Source organism: Acidibrevibacterium fodinaquatile, assembly GCF_003352165.1.
Lineage (GTDB): Bacteria > Pseudomonadota > Alphaproteobacteria > Acetobacterales > Acetobacteraceae > Acidibrevibacterium > Acidibrevibacterium fodinaquatile.
The window spans coordinates 2,080,976-2,102,382 of the sequence record NZ_CP029176.1; the positions used below are offsets into that span (position 1 = coordinate 2,080,976).

Sequence of the window (21,407 nt, forward strand, 5' to 3'; positions counted from 1 at the left end):
CCATCGAAGGCCGAAGCGGCGGCGAAGGCAAGCCCAAGCCGGAGAAAAGTCCTTTTGCTTTGTCATTTGCGCGGCGGTGGCTTCATGGCGTGCTCACACCGACATCGGTAACCCGAAACAGCGGAATCCCACCGGCTGAGACCACACCCGCGGCGAGCGACAGCGGCAGATCGACCTCAGGCTTGCCGCCTTCCGCTGCCGGATGGGCAAGGAGATGCAGAACCGCGCCCAGCGCCTGCGCCGAGGCGTCGGCGATCACCCCCTGCCGCGCGAGGCTGGCGACGGCAGCATCGGGGTCGATGAGATGAAGAAATCCAACGCCTTCTGGCGCGAGGGTATCATCGAGGTCGAGCTTTGCCTCGCCCGACATCGTCGTCCCCCCCCAATCGGTGAGGGTGGCGGCGAGACGGAACGTGCCATGGTCGGCGCGCCAGGCGGCCTTGGTCGCGGCAAAATCGCGGCCGGCGGCCGGCGGCAGCGGCGCCAGGCTGGCATCGAGCGCGGCGCGGCCGATATGGGCGCCGAACGGCCACGCGATCGCCGCCGGCAGATCGATCCCGCCGGCCTGGCCATGCAGCGTCAAAGCGGCGGGCTCGGCCGTGGTCGAGAGCAGAAAATCGACCCGGTCGATCGTCAGAACCAGCCCGGAGGCCACGTCTTTCGGCGTCTGATCTGGCCGCACCGTGACGCGCCGCATCTCACCGGCGAGCGGTGACACCGCGTCCGTCGCGGTCAGGCTGGTGTGCAGCGCCGCAGTCTCGGCGGTGATCGCGAGCGGCGGCAGGAGCCCGAGTGTCGCGCGCGCCGTGCCGCGCGGGGTGATGAGGAGATCGCCCGGCGCGGTGAGGGCCACCGCGAGGTCGAGTTCCGGGAGCGTGAGCGCGACCCCGCCCGGCAGCGCCGCCCCGCCGCCCTTAAGCGCGAAATCCGGCACCACCAGCCGGGCGGCAAAGGGCCAGCCGGTGAGATGCACGGGACCGCTCTCGACCGCCCATCCCTCCGCCTGGCGCGCCGTCCGCCAGCCGTCATAGCTCGCGGTAATCATCCCCCCAGCCCAGCGCCAGACGAGATAATCCGCGCCCAGCAAGGCGAGCAGGCCGAGCAGAACAACCCCGAACAGCCAACGCAGTGCGCGTTTCATACCAGTAGCCTCGCGATGTGGCGGCGCAGCGCCGGCAAAAGCTCGGCACCGAACCAGGGATTGGCCCGCTCCCAGGCGGTGGTGCGCCAGGAAGGATGCGGAAGGGGCAGATAATGCGGCAAATAGCGACGAAAATCAGCCACTCTCTCGCCCATCCGGCCGCGCCCGAGGACGAAATCCTGGGCATAGCCGCCGACCAGGAGCGTCAATGCGATCCCCGGCATCAGCGGGCGAAAGCGCGGATGCCAGAGTGAAGCGCAGCCGGGGCGCGGCGGCGCATCGCCCCCGCGCGCAAGCCGCCCGGGATAGCAGAGGCCGACCGGCAGGATCGCGACCCGCGCGGTGTCGTAAAACACCGCCTCATCGATCCCGAGCCAGGCGCGAAGACGCCGGCCCGAGGCATCGGTGAACGGCACCCCGCTGTCATGCACCTTCGTGCCCGGCGCCTGGCCGATGATCAGAAGCCGCGCCGTCGCCGAGACGCGGAATACCGGCCGCGGGCCGAGCGGCAATTCGGCGGCGCAACGCACGCAGGCGCGGGCCTCGGCCGCGAGCGCGGTCAATGGATCGATCGTGGGCGTCTCAGCCAAGCGCGTAATCCACCTCGGCGGTATAGACCGCCTGCTCTTTGCCGAGGCGCGAGCTGAACAGAGTGAAATGTTCGACCGGCACCGGCGGCGCGCGAAACAGGTTATGCGCCTGCAAAAACGCCGCGAGCTTGTCGCCGGGCGGGTTATCGAGCCGGGCGAGCGAGACATGCGGCACGAATCGCCGGCGCTCGGCGGCGAAGCCGGCGCGCTGTAACGCGGTCTCGATCTTGGTCTGGAGATGGTCGAGGGCAGGATTGCGCTCGACCCCGGCCCAAAGCGCCGCCGGCTTGCCAGCCTTCTCGAAGGTGCCAACCCCGGCGAGCGTGAGCGAAAAGCCGCGGGCGCGGAGCGACGAGAGCGCAAGATCGGCGTCCTCGGCGCGGTGGCCGGGTGTTTCGCCGATGAAGCGGAGCGTCAGATGATAATTCTCGGCGCTGATCCAGCGCGCCCCCGGCAAGCCACCGGCGAGCAGCGCCAGCCGTTCGCGGAGCGGCCAGGGCAGATCAAGCGCAACAAAAAGCCGGATCACGGCGTCGCCTTCCCCTTTTTCACCGCAGCCACCAGCCGCGCAGCATAGGGCAACACCGCCGCGACCACCCGTTTTTCTCCCGCAGCGTTGGGGTGCAAATGGTCGGCCTGGATCAGGGAGGGATCGCCCGCGACGCCTTCGAGAAAAAACGGCTCGAAAATCACCCCCGGGCGCCTGCCGAGCCGCTCGAACACCGCCCGAAACCGCGCCCCGTAGTCAGCCCCCATGTTCGGCGGCGCATACATCCCACAAAGCAGCACCGGGATATGGCGCGCCGCTAGGCGGTCGAGAATCGCGGCGAGATTGGCCTCCATCACCGCCGGCGCGGTCCCGCGCAGCCCGTCATTGGCGCCGAGTTCGAGGATTGCCGCCTCGGGCGCTGATCCTGGATCGTCGCCGAGCAGCCAATCGAGCCGCGCCCGCCCGCCGGCACTGGTATCGCCAGAGACCGCGCCATCCTCTAGTGTGACCGAGAGCCCCTGCGCCCGCAAGCCCGCCGCGAGGAGCGCCTGAAACCCCTCTTCCGGCGCGAGACCATAGCCGGCGGCAAGCGAATCGCCGAGCACCAGGACACGGAGCGGGGTTTGCTGCGGCGCCGCGGCGAGCAAGACGAGCGTTGCCAGCAGGGCGGACAGGCGCCGCGCCGCCCTCGCGCCCTCGCGTTTGGCGCGGTCAATGCCATATGCTGCCGTCATGGACGATCTCAGAGATATCCCGAGCCCTCTCGCCGCCGCATCCGATCTCGCGCCGCTCATCCGCGCTCGTGGTCTGACGCTTACGGTGCCCGCCGCCGCCGGACCCGTCAACATCCTCCATGGCATCGATCTCGACATCGCGTCGGGGGAAACCGTCGCGCTGCTCGGCCCCTCGGGTTCGGGCAAGACCAGCCTGCTGATGCTGCTTGCCGGGCTCGAGCGCCCAAGCGCCGGCACCATCACGCTCGCCGGGCATGACCTCACCCGGCTTGGCGAAGACGCGCTGGCGCGTCTCCGGCGCGAGCATGTCGGCATCGTTTTTCAGGCCTTCCACCTGATCCCGACGATGACCGCGCTCGAGAATGTCGCGATGCCGCTCGAACTCGCCGGCCGCGCCGACGCCCGGGCGCGGGCGCGCGCTTGCCTCGCGGCGGTCGGGCTTGGCCATCGCCTCACGCATCTTCCGGGCCAGCTCTCCGGCGGCGAACAGCAGCGCGTCGCCATCGCCCGCGCCTTCAGCGCCGCGCCGCGCGTGATCCTCGCCGACGAGCCGACCGGCAATCTCGACCAGGCGACCGGCCGGGAAATCATTTCGCTACTGTTTGCCGAGCAACAAGCGCACGCGACCACGCTCCTGCTCGTCACCCATGATCCCGCGCTGGCTGCGCGCTGCGGGCGCCGGTTGCATCTCGCCGATGGCCGCCTTGTCGCCTGAGCGGGCGCCGGAAACATCATGACACTGGCTCTGCGGCTGGCGTTCCGAGAGTTGCGGCGTGGCGGCGGGCGGGGCTGGTGGCTGATGCTCGCCTGCCTTGCTCTCGGCGTCGGCGCGATCGCCGCGGTCGGCGCCGTCAGGGCTGGGGTCGCGGCCGGGCTTGCCGCTGACGGGCGGCGAATTCTCGGCGGCGATATCGAGGTCGCGGCCGGGGCAGAGCCGGTCCCGGCCGAGGTCGCGGACTGGCTTCGCGCCCGCGGCGCGACGCTTTCCGAAGTGGTGCGGCTCCGCTCGCTGCTCGTCGCGCCGAGCGGGGCGCGGGCGCTGGTCGAGCTCAAGGCGGTGGATGGCGCCTGGCCGCTGGTGGGTGCCGCGACGCTTGCCCCGCCGCAGCCGCTCGCTGACGCGCTTGCGCCGCGCGATGGCCGCTTCGGGCTTTTGGTCGAGCCCGCGGTGCTCGACCGGCTCGGCGTTGCGGTTGGGGCGCGGCTCAAGCTTGGCGAGGCGGAATTCGACCTGCGCGGCGTTCTGGTGGATGAGCCAGACCGGGTGGGAAGCAGCGGCCTCTTTGGCCCAAGGGTGCTGATTTCAACCGCGGCGCTCGCCGCAACCGGGCTGATCCAGCCGGGCAGCCTCGATGACCACGCGCTTCGTGCAACCTTGCCGGCAGCGCCGGCGGGGCTCGCCGCCGAACTTCGCGCGCGCTTCGCAGCCCTCGGGCTCCGCATTCGCGACGCCGGCGACGCGGCACCCGAGCTGGCGCGATTCCTTGATCGTATCGCGCTCTTTCTCGCGCTCGCTGGCCTCACGACGCTGCTGATGGGGGGAATTGGGGTGGCCAACGGGGTGCGCGCGTGGATCGAGGCACGTGCCCGCAGCGTCGCCATTCTGCGCTGCCTCGGCGCGTCCAACCGGCTGATTTTCGCCGTCTCGGCGACCGAGATCGCGGCGTTGGCGCTTGCAGGCATCCTCGCCGGGCTTGCGATCGGGGCGGTGGCGCCATTCGCGCTCGCCGGGGTCGTGCGGGCCGCGCTTGGGGTTGCGATGCCGGGCGGGATCCGCTTCGGCCCGCTCGCACTCGCCGGGCTTTACGGCACCCTAACCGCGGCGGCGTTCGCGCTCTGGCCGCTGGCGCGTGGCTTGAAAATTCCCGGGGCAGCGCTGTTTCGTGATGATGTGCTGCCGGCCACGGTTTGGCCGGGGGCGCGGGTCGCGGCGGCGACCGCCGGGTTGGGGCTCGCGCTCGCCGGGCTCACTCTGGCCGCGACCGCTGATCGGCGTCTTGCGCTCTGGTTCTGCCTCGCCGTGCCGGGGGCGTTTTTGCTGCTCCGCGCCGGCGCCGTCGCGCTCATGCGTCTCGCCCGGCTCGGGCGGTTTGCCGCCTCGCCGGCGCTTCGCCTCGGCCTTGCCAATCTCTATCGCCCCGGCGCCGCGAGCCCGGTCATTCTGCTCTCGCTCGGGCTCGGGCTTTCGACATTGGCGACGGTCGCGCTGATCGCCGCCAATCTTCGCCGCGACATCGTCGCCGAGATGCCGGCGCATGCGCCCTCGCTCTTTTTCATCGATATCCAGCCCGACCAGCGTGCCCGCTTCCATGCCATCATCCAGGCCGAGCTACCTTCCGGCGCGGTGGAAGAAGTGCCCAATCTCCGTGCCCGCATCGTCGCGATCGGTGGGGTTCCGGTCTCGAAGATCACGCCGCGGCCGGATGTCGCCTGGGTGCTGCGCGGCGATCGCGGTCTCACCTATGCCGCCGCCGCGCCGGCGAAAACCCGGCTGGTCGCTGGGCCATGGTGGCCGGCCGATTATGCCGGGCCGCCGCTGCTCTCCTTCGACGCCGATATCGCCGCCGGGCTCGGCCTTCATCTCGGCGATAGCGTGACGCTGAGCGTGCTCGGCCGGCAAATCGATTTCCGTGTCGCCAATCTCCGCGCCATCGATTGGTCTTCGCTCGACCTCAATTTCGTGATGGTGGCGAGCCCAGCCCCCCTCACCCACGCGCCGCACAGCTTCATCGCCGCCCTGCATGCGCCGCCGGCGAGCGAAGGGCGATTGCTCCGCGCCGTCACCGACGCGCTGCCCAACGTCACCGGCATTCCCCTCGCCGAGGTGCTGCGGAGCGTCGCCGCCCTGCTCGCGCGGATCGATGCCGCGCTACTCGCGACCGGCGGGCTCACGCTGATCACCGGCGCCCTGGTGCTCGCCGGCGCCATCGCCGCGGGGCAGCGCCGCCGGCGGCAGGAGGCGGTGATCCTGAAGGTGCTCGGCGCCAGTCAGGCACAGATTATCGTTGCCTGGCTCGCCGAATTCGGCAGCCTCGGTCTCGCCGCCGGCGTGATCGCCGCTGTCATCGGCACCGGCGCGAGCTATGGCGTGCTGCGCTTCATTCTCGATGTCGATTTCGTGTTCCTGCCGGGCGCATTAGCCTTGCCGTTGTTCGGGGCGGTGGGGTTGATCCTGCTGCTCGGCGCGAGCGCGCTGGCAGCGGCGCTCGGCGGCCGGCCGGGACCATTTTTGCGCAATGATTAGATATCGTTGCGATTGATGTGGATGAAGGCGAGCCCTGCCCGCCATCGCGCCAACCTGGGAAATGCCTCGTATTCTGTTGAAACCCGCTTGGCGGCCATTGCCTGGTAGAGGTTTCGCGGCGACAGCATTCGAGGCAAGATTTGTATCGCTGGCGTTCTGGCCCTGCAATTCAGCCGCTCGCGCAGCCCCGCATTTTATGCGTTTTTGATGCGGGCCGATGGAAAGCCATATCGCTTTTTGACGCCCTTCCCCGCGACACTAGCCCACGCGAGAAACCAACCTGAGGAGGGCCGCGTGTTGGATATCGTCTTCATTGTGCTCGGCGTCGGCGGCATCTTGCTGATGGTTGCCTACGCCGAATTTTGTGCGCGGATCTGAGCGATGCTCGATCTCATTCTCGGCGGCGCGGTCGCGTTCGCTTTGTTCATCTATCTGCTCTGGGCGCTGATCCGACCCGAAGATCTGATCTGAGGAGCGTTTTCCATGACCTTCAGCGGATGGGCAGAGATTCTGCTCGTGCTCGCTCTCATTGTGCTCGCGGCCTGGCCGGTCGGGCTTTATATCGCCCGCATCGCCGACGGCGAGCGGTGTTTTCTCCACCCCATTCTCGGGCCCTTGGAGCGCGGATTTTATGCGCTGGCCGGGGTCGATCCGACGCGCGGCATGAGTTGGCAGGGCTACACAATCGCGCTCCTGCTCCTCAACGCGCTCCATTTTCTGATGCTGTATGCGATATTGCGGCTGCAATTCTATCTGCCGCTCAATCCCGATCATCTCCTCGGCATGTCGCCGCGGCTTGCCTTCAACACCGCGATGAGCTTCGTCACCAACACCAACTGGCAGGCCTATAGCGGCGAGACGACGCTCTCGCCCGGCAGCCAGATGTGGGGGCTGACGTCGCATATGTTCGTCTCGGCGGCGACCGGCATCGCCGCCGCGCTCGCGATCTCGCGCGCCTTCGGGCAAGGCGGGATGAAAACGCTCGGCAATTTCTGGGCCGATCTCACGCGCCTCGTGCTCTATCTCCTGCTGCCGATCGCGGTCGTCGGGACGATCATACTGGTCGCGCTCGGCGTGCCGCAGACACTCGCAACCCATGCCGACGCGACGACGCTGGAAGGCGTAAAACAAACCATTTCGATGGGCCCGGTTGCGTTCATGGAGGTGATCAAAAATCTCGGCACCAATGGCGGCGGTTATTTCAACGCCAATGGCAGTCATCCGTTCGAGGGTCCCAATGCCTGGGCGACGATGTTCGAAGCCTGGCTGGTGTTCCTGATCCCGATTGCGCTCACCTTCACGTTCGGGCGCATCGTCAAGGATGCGCGCCAGGGGTATGCGCTGCTCGCGGTGATCGGCATTTTCGTCATCGCCGCCATCGCCGTCGCCTATCATGCCGAGGCGCAAGGCAATCCGCTGCTGACGGCGCTCGGCGTCGATCCCGCGCAAGGCAACATGGAGGGGAAGGAACTCCGCTTCGGCATCCCGCTCTCCGCCCTTTTCAACGTCATCACCACCGCGACCTCGTGCGGCGCGGTGAACGCGATGCTGGATAGCTATATGCCGCTCGGCGGCATGACGTCGATGTTCCTGATCCAGCTTGGCGAGATCGTGCCCGGCGGCGTCGGCTCCGGGCTTTACGGCCTGCTTATCTTTGCCCTCATCGCGGTGTTCGTCGCCGGGCTCATGGTCGGACGGACACCGGAATATCTCGGCAAGAAAATCCAGGCGAAGGAGGTGAAGCTTGCGATGCTCGCGGTGCTGATCCTGCCGGTCTCGATCCTCGGCTTCGCCGCGCTCTCGCTGGTCATGCCGGAGGCCACCGCTTCCCTCGGCAATGCCGGGCCGCACGGGCTTTCCGAGATGCTTTATGCCTTCACCTCGGCGACCGGCAATAACGGCAGCGCCTTCGCTGGCCTCAGCGCCGATACACCCTGGCTCGACACCACGCTCGGCATTGCCATGCTGCTCGGTCGCTTCGCTTTTCTCGTCCCCGTCATGGCAATCGCGGGCTCGCTTGCGGCAAAGATCAAGGTGCCGGCCTCAACCGGCACATTTCCGACCCACGGGCCGCTTTTCGTCGGTCTGCTCTGCGGCGTCATCGTGATCATGGGTGGGCTGCAGTTCATGCCGGCGCTCTCGCTTGGCCCGCTGGCTGAGCATTTCGCCATGCTCGCCGGCAAGACATTCTAAGGAGAACGCTCATGGCATCGCATGCCAAATCCGCGAGCCCGGCGCTATTCGACGGCTCCCTTCTCTCTCGCGCCGCCGGAGATGCGTTCCGCAAACTCAATCCCGCGCAGCTGATCCGCAATCCGGTGATTTTCGTGACCGAGGTGATCTCGATCCTCGTGACCATACTTGGTCTGCGCAATCTCGCGACCGGCGCGCCTTCGGGCTTTGCCATCGCGATTGCTTTTTTCCTGTGGCTGACAGTATTGTTCGCAACCTTCGCCGAAGCGGTCGCGGAAGGACGCGGGCGGGCGCGGGCTGAGAGTTTGCGGCGCGCACGCACCGAGACGCTGGCCAAACGTCTCGTCAATCCCGCCGACCGCGCCATCTTCCAGCCGGTCGCGGCGAGCGAATTGGCCGTCGGCGACCATGTGTTGGTCGAAGCTGGTGATCTCATCCCATCCGACGGCGACGTCGTCGAGGGGATGGCGAGCGTCAACGAAAGCGCCGTCACGGGCGAGTCGGCACCGGTGATCCGCGAATCGGGCGGCGATCGCAGCGCCGTCACTGGGGGCACGGAGATCGTCTCAGACTGGCTCGTCGTGCGCATCACCGCAGCCCCCGGCTCGACCTTTCTCGACCGCATGATCCGCCTCGTCGAAGGGGCGGAGCGGCGCAAGACGCCAAACGAGATCGCGCTCGATATTCTGCTCGCCGGCCTCACGCTGATCTTTCTCATCGCCGTCGTGACCCTGGTCGGTTTCGCGCGCTATTCCGGCACTGTGCTCGGCGTTCCGGTGCTCGCGGCTCTTCTCGTCTGCCTGATCCCGACGACGATCGGCGGGTTGTTGTCCGCGATCGGCATCGCCGGGATGGATCGGCTGGTGCGCTTTAACGTGCTCGCGACCTCGGGCCGCGCGGTGGAAGCGGCGGGTGACGTCGATACCCTGCTCCTCGATAAAACCGGCACCATCACGCTCGGCAACCGCATGGCGAGCGCCTTCATCCCCGCCCCCGGCGTGAGCGAGCGCGAGCTCGCGCGTGCGATCGCGCTCGCAACCCTCGGTGACGAAACGCCGGAGGGACGCTCGATCCTCGCCTTCGCGCGCGACCGCTTTAGTATCGCGCCCGAGCGGCCGGAGGGCGCGGTCGTGGTACCATTCACCGCCCAGACCCGGCTTTCCGGCCTCGACCATGATGGTCATGCCTTTCGCAAGGGTGCCGTCGACTCGGTGCTTGCTTGGCTCAAGATGGAGAAGGCGCCGGCGGAATTCACCGCCGCCATCGAGCGGATCGCGCGCGCTGGCGGAACGCCGCTCGCGGTTGCGCAAGATGGGCGGTTGATGGGGGCGATCGAACTCAAAGACATCGTCAAACCCGGGATCCGCGAGCGTTTCGCCGCGTTGCGCCGCATGGGCATTCGCACCGTGATGGTAACCGGCGACAACCGCATCACCGCCGCCGCCATCGCGACCGAAGCCGGCGTTGATGATTTCATCGCCGAGGCAACGCCGCAGGACAAGCTCGCCTATATCCGCAAAACCCAGGAGGATGGCCGTCTCGTCGCGATGGCCGGCGACGGCACCAATGATGCGCCGGCGCTCGCGCAAGCCGATGTCGGGGTTGCCATGCAGACCGGCACCCAGGCCGCGCGCGAGGCCGGCAATATGGTCGATCTCGACAGCGACCCGACCAAGCTGATCGAGATCGTCGAAATCGGCAAGCAATTGCTGATCACCCGCGGCTCGCTCACGACGTTTTCGATCGCCAACGACATCTCGAAATATTTCGCGATTCTGCCGGCGATTTTTATCACCGCCTATCCTGAACTCGGGGCGCTGAACGTGATGCATCTCGCCTCGCCGCAATCGGCCATTCTCTCGGCGGTGATCTTCAACGCGCTGATCATCGTCGCCCTGGTGCCGCTGGCGCTGCGTGGCGTCAGCTTCCGCCCGATCGGCGCCTCGGCGCTGTTGCGGCGCAACCTCTTGATTTATGGCCTGGGCGGCATCGTCGCGCCGTTCATCGGCATCAAGCTGATCGATATGCTGCTCGCCCTCGCCGGGCTCGCCTGAAGGAGACCACGCATGATCCGCGAATTCCGCCCTGCGCTCATTCTCGTCGTGCTGCTCACCGTGCTCACCGGTCTTGCCGCGCCGCTCGCAATGACCGGCCTCCTCGGCCTTGCCTTTCCCTTTCAGGCGGGCGGCAGCCTGCTTGAGGATCATGGCAAGATCATCGGCTCGGCATTGATCGGGCAGAATTTTACCACCCCGGGCTATTTCCACCCGCGCCTCTCGGCGACCACCGAGCCCGATCCCAAGGACGCGAGCAAGACCATCCCGGTGCCTTACGCCGCCGATAATTCCAACGCCTCCAACCTCGCGCCGACGGCGAAGGCGCTGATCGATCGCGTCAAGGGCGATCTCGCCGCGGCCGGCCCGGCGCCGGTGCCGGCGGACGCCGTCACCAGCTCGGCTTCCGGCCTCGATCCCGACATCTCACCGGAAAATGCGCGCCGGCAGATTGCCCGCGTCGCGCGCGCCCGCCATCTCCCCGAGGCGCGTATCGCCGATCTCGTTGCCGCCCATACCGAGAAGCCGTTCCTCGGCTTCATCGGCGAGGCGCGGGTGAATGTGCTCGCGCTCAACCGCGCTCTCGATCAGCTGTCGGCGCCGTAATTTCCCGCTATACTCGGCCGCATGCCGCGCCCGCCCGACGATGATCGCCGCCCCGATCCCGACGCTCTGGCGCTGGCCGCGACGCGCGAAGGCAAGGGGCGGCTCAAGGTTTTTCTTGGCATGGCCCCCGGGGTCGGCAAGACCTGGGAGATGCTGGCCGCAGCGCGGCGCAAGCGCGAGGACGGCGTTGACGTTGTCGCTGGGCTGATCGAAACCCACGGACGCCGCGAGACCATCGCGCAGATTAGCGATCTCCCGGTGTTGCCGCGCCGAAAACTCACCTATCGCGGGCGCGAGATCGAGGAATTCGACCTCGATGGCGCGCTCGCCCGCCGCCCGCAATTGCTCCTGCTCGACGAACTCGCCCACACCAACGTCCCCGGCAGCCGTCATGCCAAACGCTGGGAAGACGCGATCGAATTGCTGGACGCCGGGATCGATGTCTGGTCGACCCTCAACATCCAGCATCTCGAGAGCTTGAACGATGCCATCGCCCGCATCACCGGCGTGCGCGTCGCCGAGACCATCCCCGACCGCGTGCTCTCGCTCGCCGCCGACATCGAGGTGATCGATCTCCCGCCGGCGGAGCTGCGGGCGCGGCTTGTCGAGGGGAGGGTCTATCCGCCGGAGACGGCGCAACGGGCGCTCGGCGGGTTTTTTCGCGAAGGCAATCTCGCCGCCTTGCGCGAAATGGCGCTGCGGCGGGCGGCGGAGCATGTCGATGCCGATATCGCGAGCTATATGCGCGCCAAAGCGATCGCCGGGCCGTGGCCGGCGAGCGAGCGGGTCATGGCGTTGCTCGGCGGCGACACTGTCGATGCCGAGGCGGTGGTGCGGCACGCGGCGCGATTGGCGGCAGCGCTGCGGGCGCCGTGGCTTGCCGTGCATGTCGAGCAGCCAGGCAAAATCGTCGATCTCAGCGCCGCGTTTTCGCTCGCGATCCAGCTCGGCGCCGAAACCGAAACGCTGACCGGCGGCGATATTTTTCGCCAGACACTCGCGGAAGCCGAGCGGCGCAATGTCACGCAAATCGTGCTCGGCCGCGGCCGCCCCGGATGGTGGCGGCGGCTTGCCCGGCGCGGGCTCGCGGAGGCGCTGGCGCGGCGGGCGGACGCCTTCGCCGTCCATATCACGCCGCGCCCGATCGGCACAGCGAAGCCCGTCCGCCGGCCGCGCCCGCCGCTAGGCGTCTGGCCCTGGCTCGCCAGCGCGGCGCTGGTCGCGCTCGTCACCGTGATCGGCGAAGTGGTGCGCACCATCCCGGAAGAGGCGATGGGGATGCTGTTTCTCGCCGCCGTCGTCGTCGCGGCCAGCCTCCATGGTTTGCGCGTCGCCCTGTTTGCCGCCGTGCTCGGTTTTCTCTCGTGGAATTTTTTCTTCATCCCGCCGCTTTATGTCCTCACCATCAGCGACACCAAGGACGTCATCGCGATCTTCGTCTTTCTCGGCGTCGCCGTGATCACCGGCGCGATGGCGAGCCGGGTGCGCAGTGAAGCGCGAACGGCACAGGCGCGGATCGAGAGTCTCCGCCGCATCGCCGGCTTCAGCCGCGCGCTCGGGGCGGCGCGAACCGAGCCCGAATTGCTCGCCGAACTCGCCAAGCAAGGCGCCGGGATCACCGCCCTGGCGGCGGTGCTGATCAAGGTCGGGGACGATCTCGTCATCGGCGCGCAAGCCTCGGCAACGCCAGAAAGCGTGGTCGAACTTGATGAAGCCGCCCTGGCGGCGGCCCGGTGGAGCGTGGAAAAGGGCGAGCCGGCTGGCGCTGGCACCGCGACCATGCCGTCGGCCGCCTGGCGCTTCCTGCCGCTTGCAACGCCGCAAGGGACGCTCGGCGTGCTCGGCGTCAGCGTCCGCGCGCCGCTGACCGAGCCCGAACACCAGGCGCTCGATGCGCTGGCCGATCGCGCCGCGGTGACGCTGGAGCGTCTGCGCCTGGCCCGCGAGGCCGCGCAAAGCGCCGCGCAGTCCGAAACCCAGCGGCTGCGGACGGCGCTGCTTTCCTCACTCTCGCACGATCTCCGCACGCCGCTCACCGCCATCCGCGGCGCCGCCGAGACGCTGCGCACCGCCTGGGCGCAGCTCACGCCGGAGACCCGCGGCGATCTCCTCAGCAGCATCGAGCACGATACCGCCCGCATGCACCGTTTTCTCGCCAATATCACCGATATGACTCGCCTCGAGAGCGGCGAGATCGTGCCGCGTCTTGCGCCGACCGAACTCCCCGAAGTGGTCGAAGCGGCGATCGCGCGGCAAGAAAACGGGCTTTTGATCCTGGTCAATATCCCGCCCGACATCCCCCCGGTGCGCGCCGACCCGCTGTTGCTGGAGCAGGTTCTGGTCAATCTGCTCGACAACGCGCTGAAATATTCGCCGACGAACGGCACTGTTTCGGTCACGGCGCGGCGCGAAGGGGCTGAGGTTGCGATCAGCGTCAGCGATGAAGGTATTGGTATTGCTGGCGAAGATTTGCCCCATGTGTTCGACAGTTTCTATCGCGCCGGGCGTGGCGATCGGGTGGCGCCGGGCACCGGGCTCGGGCTTGCCATCGCCCGCGGCTTCACGATCGCCATGGGCGGGCGGATCGAGGCGGCAAGCCCGCGCCCCGATGCGCCGCCGCTCGGCTTTCCCGGCACCGTCATCACCCTCCACCTCCCGGCCGCCGCCCCATGAGCGGGACAGTATGAGCAGCGGCGGTCGTATTCTGGTTATCGACGACGAGCCGCAAATCCATCGCTTCCTGCGCCCGGCGTTGGAAGCGGCGGGCTTCGCCGTGATCGCGGCGGAGACCGCGGCGGAGGGGCTGCAGCTGATCGCGGGCCAGGCGCCTGATCTCGTGCTGCTCGATCTCGGACTGCCTGATCTTGACGGGCAAGAGGTGTTGCGGCGCCTGCGCGGCTTCAGCGACGTGCCGGTGATCGTGTTGTCGGCGCGCGAGCGCGAGGCCGAAAAGATCGCCGCCCTCGACAATGGCGCCGACGATTACGTCGAAAAACCCTTCGCGCTCGGCGAATTGCTGGCCCGCACCCGGGCGGCGCTGCGACGCGTGACGCACCTCGTAGAGACGACGGAGATCATCCGTGCCGGCGCGATCGAGATCGACCTCGCCCGCCACGAAGTGCGGCGCGACGGCGCCACGATCGCGCTCACGCCTCGGGAATTCGCCGTTCTTGCGCTTCTCGCCCGCCATCACGGCCGCGTCCTCACGCATCGCCAGATTCTGACGACGCTCTGGGGCCCGGCGCATGCCGAGGACATCGCCTATCTCCGGGTCTCGGTCTGGCAGTTGCGGCGGAAACTGGGCGACGGGGCGGAGCGGCTTCTGGTCAACGAGCCCGGCATCGGCTACCGCCTCCGCGATGATGAGGCGTAAGGCAGGCCGTTTGCTCCCCTCTCCGTCAGCCGCTATAAAACGCCTTATGTCCGCGTAGCTCAGCAGGATAGAGCACAGGATTCCTTGTTGTGAAACTGGGCGTCGCGCCGGGAAACCGCGTGGCGGATCCGCTCAAAGTCGGGGAACGCCCGGCGCGCTCGCGCCGAGCCGATCCCGAGCCAAGCCCCGCGCCGGCGGCGCGGGGAAGGTGTAGAGACTGGACGGGCGGCACCTAAAGGCTTTCTTGGCTCATGGTGAAGGGACAGTCCGGACCACGAACGCGGGCAGGCCTGCCCGCGGCGGCGTAAGCCGAAGTGGTGTGAATCCTGGGGCCGTGGGTTCGAATCCCGCCGCGGACAATCCCAACTTGCTTTGGCCCAACTTGCTTTGGCCCCAGTTGCTTTAGCCGGTGTGGATGGGCCGGTCGGGAAAGCAGAGCTGTTCACGATCGCGCCAGTTCGGGGCAACATAATTGATTTCCATCAGGCGGCGCACCCCGATGATTGGGCGCGGCTCAAACCCGTGCCAGGTATTTTCACCAGGGACGAAAATCACGCCGGAATTGAACTCGCCCGGGGACTGGGCAACCCAACGCTTTTCGTGATCGTAAATGTCGGTACCCCATTCCTTCGCGTCCGGGCCGATGAAGAGATAGATCACCATCGAAAACAGTTTTTCCGGGATGTCATGGTGCGGCTCGAGCCAGGCGCCGTCGAGATCCTGGATATATTCGATGCGAAGAAAACTGCCGTCCACCGCGATCTCGCAGGTCTCTGCCATGAGGCGCGCGACCTCGGGCGTCTGCAATGCCTCGGCAAGGACGGCGCAGGTCGGAAATTTTTGCTGTAGCTCCGGGGTGATGAAGCTCCGCCGATCATTGTAGCTGTTGCGCGTGCCATCGGTGCGGCCAAGCGCGGGCGGCGCGATCGGTAGGGTCAGAATCCCGGTGCAGAGCTGCTCGGGGAAAATGTTTTTGAACAGCCAGTGGCGATAGGGAGATTCCTTGCGTTCTGCCGCGCCGATGCTCGCGCGGAAATGGCGGGAAATTTCCGCAGCCTCGGGAACCGTCGGATAGGTCATGGCGGATCTCCTCAGCGCGGCGCCCATTCGATGATTTTTTTGAGGACGGGCACGGATTTGGCCATCGCGCTGGCGCTGTGGCGCCAGTATTCGCGGCGCACATACCACTCCGAATCGACGAAGCATAATTGCAGGCTCATGCGCGGCCCTTTCTGCGGCAGAAAGCCATGCCAGGAATGATCGCATACGCGGAACATCAGCATGCGGCCGAATTCGGGGGCGAATTCGAAGGCGACATCCTCGCGATCGGCGCTGCGCAAGACACGCAACCGGCCACGTTCATAAGGCCAGGCACGGGTGAAGCCGAGCAACACGGTGACGATTTTGTGTTTCGAATCGGGGTGCGCGTACCCTTCGTTGTAATGGCCCGTGGTGTTGCCCATCATGACGATGACCGGCGGCCGGCGGCTCAAATCCATATCGAATTTGTCCTCGACCAGGCGGCGAAAGCGCGGGCTCAGGAGATCCTCGACGACAGCGCCGAAGCGAGGGCCGTAGTGTAAGCTCGGCAAGCCGTAGCTGCCGCGATCAGGGATAACCGGCGCATCGGCCAGGACATCGTCCTTGAGCGCTGCCGGCATCGCCTGCTCGACGAAGGCATAATCATAAGGATCGCGCACCAGCTTTGCCGCGGCGATGGCCTTTTCATCGAGCATTTTGAGAGACGCGTCGACATCCAGCATGAATTTATTCTCCGCGATTGGCAGTTGTCGCGAGATGTGCCGGGTTTCTGCTCGCCCGCGTTGATCTAGATCAACGCGGGATACGTTCTCCGCGAGGAAAACGGCGCGACTTTGCGCCCTGGCATACGGCGCGGGCCGGATCGGAGGACATACGCGTGGCGGAGTTCGAATTTCCCCTTCTGCTGGCAAGCGGGGTTTTGTCCTTGCTGCCGGCGCCGGCGCTCACGCGGGCAGCGGCGCTGCTCTTGCGCCGGCTCAGGCGCGAGCATCCTCGTCTTTTTCGCGCGCTCGCCGCCGAGCCCGCGATGGTGATCGGCATCGTACCAATCGATCTGCCGCATCGCTTCCTGCTTCGCTTCGGCGGTGGCGCAATGACCTTGACCGCGGTCGCGGCATTCACCGAGACGCCGAGCGCCACCGTCAAAGGCCGGCTCGCGGCGCTGATCGCCCTGCTCGAAGGCCGACTGGACAGCGACGCCGCATTCTTTTCACGCGAAATCACCGTCACCGGCAACACCGCGGCGATCGTCATCCTGCGCAACGCGCTCGAGCGCGACGCCGTCGATCTGTTCGCGACGACGAGCGCGCTCTTCGGGCCGCTGGCGCCGGTTGCGCGGCGGGTCGCATTCAGTCTCGAGCGGCGCCTCACCGCCGCGCGCCGCCGCGCCGCCTTGCGGCACGAGGCGCTCCATGCGGCACGGCGCGAACCCTCGCCATTCGTCGCCCGCTGTGAGCGGCTGGAGCGCGATATGCAAAGCTTTCGCGGGCGTCTGGCGCGGATCGAAGCGATGGCGCGCCGGCGCGGGCAAAGCGAGACGGCGGCATGACGCGCTATCTCGAACTGGTATGCCCGGCCGGCACGCCGGCGGCGCTCAAGGTTGCCGTCGATGCTGGCGCTGACAGCGTCTATTGCGGATTTCGGGACTGCACCAACGCGCGCAACTATCCGGGTTTGAATTTCGATCGCGACGAACTGCGCGCCGGCGTTGCTTATGCGCATGCGCGCGGATGCCGGGTGTTCGTTGCCGTCAACACCTTTCCCCGCGCCGGCGATCTCGGGCCCTGGCAGCGCGCAATCGACGAGGCCGCCGAGGCCAACGCCGATGCCGTCATCCTCGCCGATCTCGGCATGCTCGATTACAGCGCGCGCCGACATCCCGGTCTCCGCCGCCATCTTTCGGTACAAGCGGCGGCGGCAAGCCCGCTTGCGATCCGCTTTTACGCGGAGACCTTCGGTGTCAGCCGTGTCGTCCTGCCGCGCGTGCTCGCGGTCAGCGAGGTCGCGGCGCTGATCGGCGAGACCAACATCGAAGCGGAAGTGTTCGCCTTCGGCAGCCTTGGCACCATGGTCGAGGGGCGATGCTATCTGTCCTCCTATATAACCGGACGTTCGCCGAGCTGTGACGGTGTCTGCGCTCCGGCCGAGCATGTGAGCTATCGCGAAGAGGGCGATCAACTGGTCTCTTATCTTGGCGATGTCATGATAAATCGCGTCGATGCCGCCGAGGGGGCGGCGTATCCGACGCCATGCAAGGGCCGCTTCCTGGTGCGCGGTGAGCCCCGCTATCTGTTCGAGGAGCCGACCGCGCTCAACGTCATGCCGCTGCTCGCGGAACTCAAAGCCGCGGGCGTCACGGCGCTGAAAATCGAAGGGCGGCAGCGGAGCCGCGCCTATGTTGGGGCGGTCGTTGCGGCGTTCCGCCGCCATCTCGACGCCCTCGCCGCGGGCGCGCCGCTGTCGGCGGATGCGGCGCTCCGCGAAATCGCCGAGGGCGGGCGCGAAACCCTGGCTGCCTATCAGAAAGGTTGGCGATGAGTGTCGTGACGAAGGATCACCTGACGCTGGGACCATTGCTGTATCATTGGCCGGCGGCGGCACGACGCGATTTCTATGCCCGCATCGCCGACGAAGCGCCAATCGACTGCGTCTATCTCGGCGAAGTCGTGTGCAGCAAGCGTCTCGCGTGGTATGAAAAAGATCTGCCGGAGATCGCGGCGCGGCTGCGCCGTGCCGGCAAGCAGGTGGTGATGTCGACGCCGGCGCTGATCACCGAGCGGCGCGAGGCGCGAGCGATCGCGGCCTATGCGACGTCGGTCGCGGCGGAAGATCTCATCGAGATCAACGATCTCGGCGCATTGGCGCTACTGGCCGGGCGGGCATTCGTCTCCGGCCCGCTGATCAATGTTTTCAACGAGGCGACGCGCGACGTTCTCGTCCACCGCGGGGCGATTCGCGTCGCGCTGCCGATCGAGCTTTCTAAGGCGGCGATCGCGACCCTCGCGGCCAGCAATCCGAGCGGCGAGACCGAAATTTTTGTCTTCGGTCGCCAGCCGCTGGCGATTTCACAGCGCTGCTATCATGCGCGCGCCCATGATTTACACAAAGATGACTGCCAGTTTGTCTGTGAGCGTGATCAGGACGGGCTCGCGGCGGCGGAACTCGATGGCCGGCCCGTGCTTGCGATCAATGGCACCCAGACCCTCTCGCATGGCTATTTCGTTCTGCTTGACGAACTCGACGCCTTGCGCAACGCCGGCGTCAGCCATTTCCGCCTGTCGCCGCAGACGCTCGACATGGTCGCGGTCGCGGAACTCTATCGCGCCGTTCTCGATCACGCGATCGACCCCAAGGAAGCTTTAGCGCGGCTGCGCGAGCGGATCGCGCCGGTCCCGCTCATCAACGGCTATCTCCACGGCCGCCCCGGCATGGCATGGCAGCCCTCGCCGCCGTGATTGCGCCTCGCGCGAGCGTCTGGTGATCACGAAATCCCGCCTTCCGACAATAGGCCCGCCTTCCGACAATAGGAGAGTCCGGTTCATGCTTTGCACCAATAAGACGATCAGCAAATCTTTCTTTGGGTCATCGCGCGGCGGCGAACATTTCATCGTCATCGAGCCGGACGCCGATCTCGATTTGGCGGGACAGATCGAGGATCTCGAACGGCGCTATGCGGCGGCGCGGCGCGCGCTCGGCCTCGCGCCGGGAAGCGCGGTGTTCCGGCGGGTTTTTCTCAGTGACGCGATGACTCAAGCGAAACGGGTAAGCGAGAGCGGGCTTGCGATGGATGAGGATGGCTCGCCGGTTGCGCTTTCGCTGATCCAGCAGCCGCCGCTATCGCAAGCCAAAATCGCGCTTCTTGCCTATCATGTCGATGACCCGCGTGGATTGCGCAAGAAGTGCCTCACGCCGCGGCATGTTCTGATCGAGCGGGAGTCTCTCGTTCATCTCTGGACCACCGGGCTCTGTTGCGGGGCCGAGGACGCACCGATTGCCGTCGCCCGCCAGACCCGAAACGTGTTCGATTCGCTGATCGCCGTCGTTGCCGGGCTTGGCGGCACGCTGCGCGACAATTGCGTGCGCACTTGGATCTACGTCAAAGATGTCGATATCTTCTATAACGATATGGTCGTGAGCCGGCGTGATCTGTTCACCGAGCAGGATCTCACGGCAAAAACGCATTTCATCGCGTCGACCGGCATCGAGGGAGCGTGCGCACATCGTTACGATATCGTTGTGGTGGACGCCTATTCGATTCTCGGGCTCGCGCCGGGGCAGATCTCCTATCTCAACGATTTCGACTATCTCTGCCCGACCCAGGATTACAACGTCACCTTCGAGCGCGGCACGCGCATCGCCTATGCCGACCGCGCCCATTTGATGATTTCTGGAACCGCGAGCATCGATGGCGCCGGCCGGGTGGTGCATCCCGGCGATGTCCTGCGCCAACTCGACCGGGCACTCGAGAATGTCGCGGCGCTGCTGCGCGCCGGCAACGCCACGCTCAACGCGCTCATGCATCTCATCGTTTATCTTCGCGATCCCGCCGATTACTGGCGGATCAGGACGGCGCTGGCCGAGCGCCTGCCGGACGTGCCGGCCGTGTTCGTCCAGGGGCGCGTCTGCCGGCCGGACTGGCTGGTCGAAGTCGAAGGCATCGCGATCGTCGGGCAGGAGGCGCCGGCGCTGCCGGCGTTCTGAGCGCCGCTCGGTGCTATCGGTGCGTGGCGCGGCGATTGAGGAGCGCCGCCGCGTCCGCGATCGAAAGCAGACGGTGATCGGCTTGCAGGCCGACGCGGTCGGTGCTGGCATCGAAGGCCAGATCATAGAGGCCGCGCCCGTCCGCCCGCCGGCCGACGCCGGTTAGCGTCACCGGCGCCGGGCCGACATGGGCGCAGCCTTTGGCGCACCCCGAGACATGGATCGGCCGCACCACGCCGTCATCGAGCAGCGCCGCCAGCGCCGCCGCGTCGGCGCGGCTCGGGGCATCGCCGCCGGCGCAATCCGGCGCGCCGATGCAGGCGATCAGCCCGAGGCTCGGCGCTGTCGCATCGGTGATGAACCCGGCGGCCTGCGCCGCTTGCGCCAAAGCCGCGGCCCGCGCCATCGACACCGAGCCGATCAGCGCGGCGCGGCCCGGCGCGAGACGGAGCAAGCCATCGCCGAACGCCTCGCTGAGATCAGCGAGGGCGGCGAGCATCGGCGCCCGCATCGCGCCGAACGGCGCAACGAGGGCGAAGGCGCCGCGCGTCTGCTGAGGATAGGGGAGGAACCCGGCGGGTGGTGGTGGTGGTGGCGGCGCTGGCGGGCGGGCCTCGAACGTCAGCGCTGCCGCCAGCGCCAGGGCGATGGCAGGCGCCTCCTCGGCGCGGCAGGTGCGGCTGGTGCCGTCGAGGGCGGCGATGTCGACGCCATCCTCGCGCAGCGTGATCCGGATATCGGCGCGCAAGCCCGCGAGCGACAGCACGCCGCCGCCATCGATGACCGCCGAGAATTTCTGTGAAAGACCGGCACAAGCCGGATCGGCGAGGTGTCGGCCAAGGGCGCCGGCGAGCGCCAACGGATCGCCGGCGATCGTCGGATCGTCACCGGCCAGCGGCGAGACCAGGATATTGCGCCGCTGCTCCAGCGCTGGATCGTCGCTCGCCAGCTCCGCCGCCCGCATCGCGGCGGCGAGATCAGCGAAAGCGGCCTCTCGGATGCCGCGGAGCTGCAAGCTGGCGCGCGTCGTGATTTCGATCGCACCATTGCCCCAGCGCGCCGCCATCCCAGCCAGCTCCCGCGCGCTCGCGGCGGTGAGACGCTGCGCGGGCGGCTTGATGCGAACGAGCCAGCCATCGCCCGCCCGCATCGGCGAAAACACATCTGGATTCCACCCGCGCCGTCTCATACGCGCGCTATAGCGCCAAAGCCGCGCTTTCCCAAAGCCGCGCGCCGAAGC

The 21,407-nt window shown here is 67.2% G+C and carries 20 protein-coding genes; 13 read left to right on the top strand and 7 right to left on the bottom strand.

The genetic code is table 11. The annotated features are described in order from the left end of the window. Window positions 1–82 precede the first annotated feature (82 nt). The 4 genes from DEF76_RS09985 to DEF76_RS10000 are packed head-to-tail and all read right to left on the bottom strand — an operon-like array spanning window position 83 to window position 2,955. On the bottom strand, window positions 83–1,141 hold the full coding sequence (locus tag DEF76_RS09985; RefSeq protein ID WP_114912210.1) for a DUF2125 domain-containing protein: 1,059 nt from the start codon (window positions 1,139–1,141) through the stop codon (window positions 83–85). Next, window positions 1,138–1,731: a uracil-DNA glycosylase family protein gene (locus DEF76_RS09990; protein WP_408842048.1), complete on the bottom strand. Its 594-nt coding sequence runs from the start codon at window positions 1,729–1,731 to the stop codon at window positions 1,138–1,140. Before DEF76_RS09990 ends, DEF76_RS09985 begins: the two co-directional genes overlap by 4 nt. After that, window positions 1,724–2,260 (bottom strand): RNA 2',3'-cyclic phosphodiesterase, encoded by a 537-nt coding sequence (gene thpR / locus DEF76_RS09995; protein WP_205215976.1) that lies wholly within the window; start codon window positions 2,258–2,260, stop codon window positions 1,724–1,726. The genes DEF76_RS09990 and thpR overlap by 8 nt, the downstream gene beginning before the upstream one ends. Next, complete coding sequence (locus tag DEF76_RS10000) at window positions 2,257–2,955, bottom strand: arylesterase (protein WP_114912211.1); 699 nt, start codon at window positions 2,953–2,955, stop codon at window positions 2,257–2,259. The genes thpR and DEF76_RS10000 overlap by 4 nt, the downstream gene beginning before the upstream one ends. Here DEF76_RS10000 and DEF76_RS10005 point away from each other — a divergent pair. The 9 genes from DEF76_RS10005 to DEF76_RS10040 all read left to right on the top strand — a co-directional run bounded on the left by DEF76_RS10005 (window position 2,954) and on the right by DEF76_RS10040 (window position 14,425). Continuing rightward, window positions 2,954–3,670, top strand: a complete 717-nt coding sequence (locus tag DEF76_RS10005) for an ABC transporter ATP-binding protein (protein ID WP_114912212.1) — start codon at window positions 2,954–2,956, stop codon at window positions 3,668–3,670. The genes DEF76_RS10000 and DEF76_RS10005 overlap by 2 nt on opposite strands. 18 nt (window positions 3,671–3,688) lie before the next feature. Then, window positions 3,689–6,199, top strand: a complete 2,511-nt coding sequence (locus DEF76_RS10010) for an ABC transporter permease (protein ID WP_114912213.1) — start codon at window positions 3,689–3,691, stop codon at window positions 6,197–6,199. A 207-nt stretch (window positions 6,200–6,406) separates the two neighbouring features. Beyond that, window positions 6,407–6,577 carry a hypothetical protein gene (locus DEF76_RS19325; RefSeq protein WP_162800588.1) on the top strand — a complete coding sequence of 57 codons (171 nt, stop codon included), beginning with the start codon at window positions 6,407–6,409 and terminating at the stop codon, window positions 6,575–6,577. Window positions 6,578–6,580: 3 nt separating this feature from the next. Then, on the top strand, window positions 6,581–6,670 hold the full coding sequence (kdpF, locus tag DEF76_RS10015) for a K(+)-transporting ATPase subunit F (RefSeq protein WP_114912214.1): 90 nt from the start codon (window positions 6,581–6,583) through the stop codon (window positions 6,668–6,670). Window positions 6,671–6,682: 12 nt separating this feature from the next. After that, window positions 6,683–8,392 (top strand): potassium-transporting ATPase subunit KdpA, encoded by a 1,710-nt coding sequence (kdpA, locus tag DEF76_RS10020; protein ID WP_114912215.1) that lies wholly within the window; start codon window positions 6,683–6,685, stop codon window positions 8,390–8,392. Between the two features lie 11 nt (window positions 8,393–8,403). Then, complete coding sequence (kdpB, locus tag DEF76_RS10025; RefSeq protein ID WP_114912216.1) at window positions 8,404–10,446, top strand: potassium-transporting ATPase subunit KdpB; 2,043 nt, start codon at window positions 8,404–8,406, stop codon at window positions 10,444–10,446. A 12-nt stretch (window positions 10,447–10,458) separates the two neighbouring features. Beyond that, entirely contained in the window at window positions 10,459–11,052 is a 594-nt protein-coding gene (kdpC, locus tag DEF76_RS10030) for a potassium-transporting ATPase subunit KdpC (protein WP_114912217.1), read from the top strand. Window positions 11,053–11,073: 21 nt separating this feature from the next. Beyond that, window positions 11,074–13,725, top strand: coding sequence for a sensor histidine kinase (locus tag DEF76_RS10035; RefSeq protein ID WP_114912218.1), 2,652 nt, complete (start codon window positions 11,074–11,076; stop codon window positions 13,723–13,725). 10 nt (window positions 13,726–13,735) lie between these two features. Then, entirely contained in the window at window positions 13,736–14,425 is a 690-nt protein-coding gene (locus tag DEF76_RS10040) for a response regulator (protein WP_114912219.1), read from the top strand. Window positions 14,426–14,827: 402 nt separating this feature from the next. On the opposite strand, the gene DEF76_RS10045 is transcribed toward DEF76_RS10040, so the two are convergent. Both DEF76_RS10045 and DEF76_RS10050 read right to left on the bottom strand, forming a co-directional pair. After that, entirely contained in the window at window positions 14,828–15,505 is a 678-nt protein-coding gene (locus DEF76_RS10045; protein WP_114913804.1) for a 2OG-Fe(II) oxygenase, read from the bottom strand. A gap of 11 nt (window positions 15,506–15,516) precedes the next feature. Further along, entirely contained in the window at window positions 15,517–16,188 is a 672-nt protein-coding gene (locus DEF76_RS10050) for a 2OG-Fe(II) oxygenase (protein ID WP_114912220.1), read from the bottom strand. Between the two features lie 155 nt (window positions 16,189–16,343). Between DEF76_RS10050 and ubiT the strand changes: the two genes are divergently transcribed. The 4 genes from ubiT (at window position 16,344) to DEF76_RS10070 (ending at window position 20,167) form a co-directional block, all read left to right on the top strand. After that, entirely contained in the window at window positions 16,344–17,015 is a 672-nt protein-coding gene (gene ubiT / locus DEF76_RS10055) for a ubiquinone anaerobic biosynthesis accessory factor UbiT (RefSeq protein WP_114912221.1), read from the top strand. Then, a complete protein-coding gene (ubiU, locus tag DEF76_RS10060; RefSeq protein ID WP_114912222.1) occupies window positions 17,012–18,004 on the top strand; it encodes a ubiquinone anaerobic biosynthesis protein UbiU in 993 nt (330 codons plus the stop codon). Before ubiT ends, ubiU begins: the two co-directional genes overlap by 4 nt. Next, window positions 18,001–18,921, top strand: coding sequence for a ubiquinone anaerobic biosynthesis protein UbiV (gene ubiV, locus DEF76_RS10065; RefSeq protein WP_114912223.1), 921 nt, complete (start codon window positions 18,001–18,003; stop codon window positions 18,919–18,921). Before ubiU ends, ubiV begins: the two co-directional genes overlap by 4 nt. A gap of 85 nt (window positions 18,922–19,006) precedes the next feature. Next, window positions 19,007–20,167, top strand: coding sequence for a Rid family hydrolase (locus DEF76_RS10070; protein WP_114912224.1), 1,161 nt, complete (start codon window positions 19,007–19,009; stop codon window positions 20,165–20,167). Window positions 20,168–20,180: 13 nt separating this feature from the next. Here the strand turns inward: DEF76_RS10070 and DEF76_RS10075 are convergent, their stop codons facing one another. Beyond that, a complete protein-coding gene (locus tag DEF76_RS10075; RefSeq protein ID WP_162800589.1) occupies window positions 20,181–21,329 on the bottom strand; it encodes a hypothetical protein in 1,149 nt (382 codons plus the stop codon). Window positions 21,330–21,407 lie beyond the last annotated feature (78 nt).

Excerpts from the sequence above, each read along its gene's own strand:
- DEF76_RS10045 (WP_114913804.1), bottom strand. The coding sequence starts at position 15,505 with ATGACCTATCCGACGGTTCCCGAGGCTGCGGAAATTTCCCGCCATTTC.
- kdpB (WP_114912216.1), top strand. The coding sequence starts at position 8,404 with ATGGCATCGCATGCCAAATCCGCGAGCCCGGCGCTATTCGACGGCTCC.
- DEF76_RS10040 (WP_114912219.1), top strand. The coding sequence starts at position 13,736 with ATGAGCAGCGGCGGTCGTATTCTGGTTATCGACGACGAGCCGCAAATC.
- ubiU (WP_114912222.1), top strand. The coding sequence starts at position 17,012 with ATGACGCGCTATCTCGAACTGGTATGCCCGGCCGGCACGCCGGCGGCG.
- kdpC (WP_114912217.1), top strand. The coding sequence starts at position 10,459 with ATGATCCGCGAATTCCGCCCTGCGCTCATTCTCGTCGTGCTGCTCACC.
- kdpA (WP_114912215.1), top strand. The coding sequence starts at position 6,683 with ATGACCTTCAGCGGATGGGCAGAGATTCTGCTCGTGCTCGCTCTCATT.
- ubiV (WP_114912223.1), top strand. The coding sequence starts at position 18,001 with ATGAGTGTCGTGACGAAGGATCACCTGACGCTGGGACCATTGCTGTAT.
- DEF76_RS10010 (WP_114912213.1), top strand. The coding sequence starts at position 3,689 with ATGACACTGGCTCTGCGGCTGGCGTTCCGAGAGTTGCGGCGTGGCGGC.
- DEF76_RS09985 (WP_114912210.1), bottom strand. The coding sequence starts at position 1,141 with ATGAAACGCGCACTGCGTTGGCTGTTCGGGGTTGTTCTGCTCGGCCTG.
- DEF76_RS10000 (WP_114912211.1), bottom strand. The coding sequence starts at position 2,955 with ATGACGGCAGCATATGGCATTGACCGCGCCAAACGCGAGGGCGCGAGG.
- kdpF (WP_114912214.1), top strand. The coding sequence starts at position 6,581 with ATGCTCGATCTCATTCTCGGCGGCGCGGTCGCGTTCGCTTTGTTCATC.
- DEF76_RS19325 (WP_162800588.1), top strand. The coding sequence starts at position 6,407 with ATGCGGGCCGATGGAAAGCCATATCGCTTTTTGACGCCCTTCCCCGCG.
- DEF76_RS10050 (WP_114912220.1), bottom strand. The coding sequence starts at position 16,188 with ATGCTGGATGTCGACGCGTCTCTCAAAATGCTCGATGAAAAGGCCATC.
- DEF76_RS10005 (WP_114912212.1), top strand. The coding sequence starts at position 2,954 with ATGGACGATCTCAGAGATATCCCGAGCCCTCTCGCCGCCGCATCCGAT.
- DEF76_RS10035 (WP_114912218.1), top strand. The coding sequence starts at position 11,074 with ATGCCGCGCCCGCCCGACGATGATCGCCGCCCCGATCCCGACGCTCTG.
- DEF76_RS10070 (WP_114912224.1), top strand. The coding sequence starts at position 19,007 with ATGCTTTGCACCAATAAGACGATCAGCAAATCTTTCTTTGGGTCATCG.